Below are 6377 nucleotides of genomic sequence, written 5' to 3' on the forward strand. Positions count from 1 at the left end.
TTCCTTTTCACTATCTGTGGTGAGAAGCCTGTAAGCGAATACACAAGGGGTGATGCTAGGCAGTTCGTGAAGGTCTACGGTTCCAAGGGGCGACTATTGCGTAGCGACCTTTTGTCGTAAGTTTCATAAAGTTACCTTTTGAGGTTTCGTCGTCATGGTCAGCCTTTCTGAACAAAAAGAAAAGAGGCTTGCGATAGGCATCTAGACTATTTTTGTACCAGTCGTAGACGCCATATGCGGCAGAATAAACGGAATACCGCGACTTTTGGGCGGGGCTTTGTTCACCCGAACATCACATCGATATGCGGCCGAAAGGTGCGCGTCTGACAGAACATTTGCGGGGCGGTCTTGGATCACCATTCGCCCTTTTGCCAGCAACGCAACACTGTCCGCAAACATCGCCGTCAGGTTCAGATCATGCATCACCGCCACCACACTGCCACCTGCATCCGCAAACCCTCGCGCAATCTGCATCACCTCAAGCTGGTGCCCGATATCGAGGGCCGACACAGGTTCATCCAGAAACAACGATGCGGGTTTGCCATCGCGAACCGGTTGCCAAACCTGCACCAATACGCGCGCAAGCTGGCAGCGTTGTTGCTCTCCTCCGGAAAGCGCGTGGTAAAACCGCCCCTCGAACCCAGACAACCCGACATGTGCCAAAGCGCGTTTAGGCAAATTGGTGTCATCGGCATAAAGACCCGCCGAAAGGCCCAGACGGATGACTTCAAGCACGGTGAACGGGAATGCCAGCGCAGTCGCCTGTGGAAGAACCGCGCGCCGCGCTGCGAGGGCAGCGGTGGAATAGGATTTTATGTCTGCCCCATCCAACTTGATCGTCCCGCTGTAGGGTAACTCCCCCGTCATCGCCTTGAGCAGCGTCGTCTTGCCAGACCCGTTCGGGCCGACAATGACTGTGACAGCACCTGCGTCGGCAGAAAACGACACGTCATGCAGAATTGTTGTGGCAGAAATGGCAACCGACAAATTACGAACGTCCAGCATTTTACATGTCCAAAATGCCGCGATTGCGCAGCAAGATATAAAGAAAGAACGGCCCACCGATGGTTGCAGTCACGATGCCAATGGGCAGTTCAGCGGGGGCAATGATCGTGCGTGAAATCATGTCGGCGACCAGCAAAAGGGACGCACCAAGCAGGGCCGAGGCAGGCAAAAGATACCGATGATCCGGCCCGATTAAAAGGCGCAAAAGATGTGGCACGACGATACCAACAAACCCGATCCCCCCAGACACGGCCACCGCGGCACCGGTCGCACCTGCAACGGTCAGGATTGCGACGTTTTTCATCCGTTGCACGCGAATGCCAAGGTGTTGCGCTACCGCCTCGCCCAAGGTCAGTCCGTTTAGGCCCTCGGCCAAAAACGGTGTCGCGGCGAGGGATAGAATGATCAGCGGTGCCGCCACTGCGAACTTGGTCCACGTGGCCCCCGCCAACGATCCAAGCCCCCAGAATGTCAGATCGCGCAGCTGCGCATCATCGGCCATATACACCAACACACCGGACAGCGCGCCGGATAATGCGCCGACGGCAATGCCTGCCAAAAGCATTACAGCCACAGACGTCCGCCCTCCGTTTGTTGATACCTTATAAAGTAACATCGTGGTCAACCATCCGCCAAGAAACGCCGCGATGGGGACGGTATAGATGCCTGCAAACGCGGCGATTGCAGGTGGCAGCAGACCGCCCAAGACAATTGCCAGAATCGCGCCCAACCCCGCGCCCGCGCTGACACCAACCAACCCGGGATCCGCCAGCGGGTTACGAAACAAACCTTGCATCACAGCACCGGACACCGCAAGCGACGCGCCCACGAGGACACCCATCAACGTGCGTGGCGCACGAATGTCAAACAGGATCACACGTTCACGAAGACCGATGTCTTCGCCACTGCCCCACGCAATCAATGCCTCAAGCAGCGACGTTCCCGACGCCCCGACAGTTAAGCTGGCGATTGACATGATACATAGCAAAACGGCGCTGACGCAGATGACACGTATAGCAAGGGACCGGCGATCCCCGGCCACGCGTTTTTCCCTAATCTGGGCGGATGCCTCAAACACGGTCATTGTCTAGCCATCGCCGTAAAGGGCTGTGTGCAGCTGCATCGCGGCCTCAGGCGTGCGCGGCCCGAACCCAAGCAGCAGCAAACCGTCGATCCGCACAATGCTCTGCGATTGCGCCGCACTCGTCGTTGAAATCGCCGGATTTGCCCAAAGGTCAGAATCTAAAACTGAATGGTCCCCGCCCCGATCCATCATGACGATCACATCTGGATTGGCCGCTGTGATCGCTTCGTCGGTGAGGGGTTTGTAACCTTCAAATTCTGTAACGGCGTTTATGCCACCAGCAAGCTCAATGATCCCTTGGGCCGCAGTGTTGTCACCAGAGGCCATGATCCGCCCACCTTGTGTCGACAAAATGAACATCACACGCATGGGGTTGACCGCTGCCGTATCCAACGCCGCCAGCTGCGCTTCAACCTCAAGCGCGAGGGCTTCGCCTTTTTCAGGCACGCCAAGCGCATCCGCAACAGCGCGGATTTTTGCCCCCACTGCCGCGCGATCATACCCGTCTGGTACCGTGATGAACGGAATGTCCGCAGCTTCCATCACAGCGATAGTTTCTGGCGGGCCACTGCCGTCTTCTGCGATGATGAGTTGCGGATCGACTGACAAAATACCCTCAGGGGACAGTGCGCGCATGTACCCGACATCGGGTAAACCAGCAGTGGCTGCCGGGTAGGACGACGTAGTATCGCGCGCGATCAGTCGGTCCTGTTCGCCCAAGGCATAGACAATTTCGGTCACTGAACCGCCAATTGATAGCACACGGTCCGCTGGTACGTCATCGGCCTTGGCAGTTGTCACAAGGCTGCCCATGACAATGGCCAAAACAGTCAAGCTGGCGGGAAAATTGAATTTCAATGCAGGTATCATAGCCTATGCGTCCTCTGAATGAAGGGTGGGAAGGGTTTCGATCAACGCGCCAAAGGCTGCCGTGTCATCAATCGTGTCGCTTTCTTTGCGACGACCAAACATTTGCAGTATCAATGCTCCGTGCTGATCAAAGGCTTCGATTGAAATGGCGGGTCCCCGTTTTGTCGGCTTTTCGACAGCCCAAACCTCGGCGATATGATCCGTTCGTAAATGCAGGTTGAATTCGGGATCCATCACATTCTGCCAGGGGCCCATCGGACTAACCGTGTTTACCGGACCCGTATGAATTTGGATGCAGCCGCGATTGCCGACGAAACACATTATCTGCGTGTCCTGCTGACCCAACGCCACAAGCGCGTCATTCAACGCCCAAGGGGCCAGCGGTTTCACAAAGGGCGCGCCCGCGATGCGGTAGGCGCCAAGGCGGTTCATCTTCAACTTTGATGTCAGGCGCATGAATTGATGCGTGTCCGTCATCCGCGTCCATTCCTTGCGCAAAATATCAACCTTGCTGGCGTCGGCCTTGGCGACCTCAACGGCCGCACGCGCTCGCAGATCAATCATGTCCGATGTATCACCCGTGGCCAACGCACCCATCATTGCCTCAAACGCGGGCAGATCTGTGCCGTCGCGGCTGAACACTTTGTGGATGGCGTCACCCGCCGCGTCAAAAACCTGAACACTATGGCGTGGGCCTGCGTCAGTTTCAGTCGTGACCGCGAACCCGTGAACCCAATGACTGGCAAAAATACGCAGGTCGATATCGTGGTTCAGCACCATCGAGGCGTGATCGCCGGAATGATAATTATCATAGACGCCAACCTTTTCGTGAACCGCGCTGATGTTGCGGGTCAGGCCCATCACGAGGCCACACGCCGTCAGCGCAGGCATGATCGCATCCGGTGACGCGTTTATTCGGCGCGCGCCTTGTGCTGCAACCAACGCGGCCTCACCTACACCAATCTGATCGGCAAGATCGCGGGCGCGCATTTTTGGATTTTCTAAGATGTGCTGACGGATTTCATCCGGTGTAATCTTGGCGTCCAGTGCCATGTCTTTTGTCCTGTTCTAGCTTTGAAAAAGGGATTTCAGAAATGCTGGCAACAGATTTGGCTGGCGTACGGCTGCGTCAATAAAGACTCATTCGCTTTCTTGACTGTTTTAATCAGGTATTCTAGGGAGGGCAAGTACACAAATCATTAACCAGCAAGTCACCGCAATTTTTTCGGGCCAGCTAGTCACACAATCGAACATGCCTCGGGAAAAGGATAAACAATGACACGCTGTAAGCGCGCACTGCTAGGTGCAACTTTTTTGACATCTTCAACACTCATGATGACCCTGCCAGCCATCGCACAAGATGCATTTGAAACGGGCACGCCGCTAGGACGAATCGTTCTTGGCATCGGTGGTGACGGAGAGGTCGCGATTGACACGCCTCAAGCCGTAACAGTGATCAATGAAGAAGAAATCGACCGCGCGCAGGCCACGACCGTCGGTGAATTGTTTGATCTTGTTCCCGGAGTTCAACCAATTGGGTCCGGTCGCGTCGCGGGGGAATCGTTTAACATTCGCGGTATCGGCGAATTGGCGGCCTCAGACGAATCCCGCATCATCATAACCGTCGACGGGGCGACAAAATTCTACGAACAGTATCGCTTAGGCTCCTTTTTCTCAGACCCAGAACTGTATCGTCAGGTCGAAGTCCTGCGCGGACCGGCATCATCCACATTGTACGGATCAGGCGCATTGGGTGGTGTCATCAACTTTGAAACCAAAGACGCTTCCGATTTTCTGACAACAGGCGATCAAGCGATCCGCACCCGCCTTAGCTATGGCAGCAACAACGATGAATTCGCAACATCTGTGATCTTCGCTGAACGCCCCTCCGAACGGATCGAGAGCGTCTTCGCGCTAAACTACCGCGAAGCTGGCAATTACACAGACGGCGACGGCACCGAAATCGGCGGATCAGAATTTGATGCAACTTCCGGCCTTGTCAAAACGCGGCTGTCGTTTGGCGATGACCTCGCGCAGGCGCTGACCGTTTCCTACACACGTTGGAACAGTGAACTGGACGACACGGAATATTCACAGACTGGCACGCTGGGCTTTGGGACCGTGGACCGCGACATCACCGATGACACAATCGCGATCCGCTATGAAAACCCGATGTTGGGCAACAACCTAATCGATCTGGATGTCGTGCTGGCCTATTCCAACACGCAGGTCGAACAATCCGACGCGCAGCCGCCTTTTCCGTTCTTTGGTTGTACGGCACCGTCGCTGTTTTGTGACACCGAATATGGTTATCAAACGACTAGCCTGAAAATCGAAAATACCTCCGAATTCAGTGGTGCAAATTATCTGGCCTACATCACGGCAGGCATTCAGCTGTCCAGTCAAGATCGCAGCGCCAGCACCCCCGCAGGCGGTTTGTCGTTCCACCCAGAGGGCACAGACCAGCGCACCGGCGTCTACGTGCAGGGTGAATTTATCTTCAACGACCGCTTGACGATCATCCCCGGTCTGCGAGCAGACTTTGTATCGCTCGAGGCGGGCAACGGGCTGACGTTCGCCAACTTTGACGAAACCGCAATCTCACCCAAAGTGGCCGTGCACTACGAAATCAATGACGTCTACAGCGTGTTCGGGTCTGTGGCCCAAACCCAGCGTGCACCGACCATCGATGAAATTTTCGCCTTTGATGATGACGAACCTAACAGCCCAAATCTGACCACTGAAACAGCACAAAGCGCTGAATTCGGCGTCAGCGCGTCTTACCTCGGGCTGGCCACGCAAAACGATGCTTTGGATGTCAAAGCCACGTTCTTTTATTCCGAAATCGACGATCTGATTTCGCGGGATAGCACGGTCGGGACGCCACTGTATCGCAACGTGGATGCGGCCAAAATCTATGGCCTTGAAATCGAAGCAGCCTATCAGTCGGACGCCATGTTCGCCCGCGCGGCCTACTCTGATGTGCGCGGCGAAGATCAGGCGACGGGCGAGACATTGTCGTCTATTCCTGCGCGATCTTTGAACCTCACATTGGGTGGGATCAACCAAGACCTCGGCCTGAAATATGGCTGGCAGGGAAATTTAGTCGACGACATAAGCTATGGCACACGTGAATTCGCAGGCTACGCTGTGCACGATCTGTTCGTTGATTATACCCCGCAACAAGGCGCGCTTCAGGGGTTCGAGGTCGGCTTTCGGGTGAACAACGTGCTTGATAAGCAATACGAAAACTCGCTGGCCGGTGATGCAGGGCAAGGCCGTTCCTATGAGATCAGCCTGACACGCGGGTTTGAGTTTTAAGATGCCACATTCCAAAACAACAGATGCGCAAATCATGGGCATTGTGGCGGCTGTCCTCGTGGCTGCCCCTGCCCCGGTAATTGCGCAACAAGAGGGG

General features: G+C 55.4%; 5 protein-coding genes. 1 reads left to right on the plus strand and 4 read right to left on the minus strand.

Features of this window, described 5'->3' with window-relative positions:
* Positions 1–201 precede the first annotated feature (201 nt).
* Genes TR2A62_RS04195 through TR2A62_RS04210 form a run of 4 tightly spaced genes read right to left on the minus strand, consistent with a single transcriptional unit; the run spans position 202 to position 4012 of the window.
* Entirely contained in the window at positions 202–1005 is an 804-nt protein-coding gene (locus tag TR2A62_RS04195; protein WP_009158645.1) for a heme ABC transporter ATP-binding protein, read from the minus strand.
* Position 1006: 1 nt separating this feature from the next.
* Entirely contained in the window at positions 1007–2089 is a 1083-nt protein-coding gene (locus TR2A62_RS04200; protein WP_009159142.1) for an iron ABC transporter permease, read from the minus strand.
* Between the two features lie 3 nt (positions 2090–2092).
* Entirely contained in the window at positions 2093–2959 is an 867-nt protein-coding gene (locus tag TR2A62_RS04205; RefSeq protein ID WP_009157865.1) for a hemin ABC transporter substrate-binding protein, read from the minus strand.
* Between the two features lie 3 nt (positions 2960–2962).
* A complete protein-coding gene (locus tag TR2A62_RS04210; RefSeq protein ID WP_009158404.1) occupies positions 2963–4012 on the minus strand; it encodes a hemin-degrading factor in 1050 nt (349 codons plus the stop codon).
* 279 nt (positions 4013–4291) lie between these two features.
* On the opposite strand from TR2A62_RS04210, the gene TR2A62_RS04215 reads away from it, so the two are divergent.
* Positions 4292–6280 (plus strand): TonB-dependent receptor domain-containing protein, encoded by a 1989-nt coding sequence (locus TR2A62_RS04215; protein ID WP_050761109.1) that lies wholly within the window; start codon positions 4292–4294, stop codon positions 6278–6280.
* Positions 6281–6377 lie beyond the last annotated feature (97 nt).

It is taken from the genome of Thalassobium sp. R2A62, from assembly GCF_000161835.1.
Classification (GTDB): domain Bacteria; phylum Pseudomonadota; class Alphaproteobacteria; order Rhodobacterales; family Rhodobacteraceae; genus Thalassobium.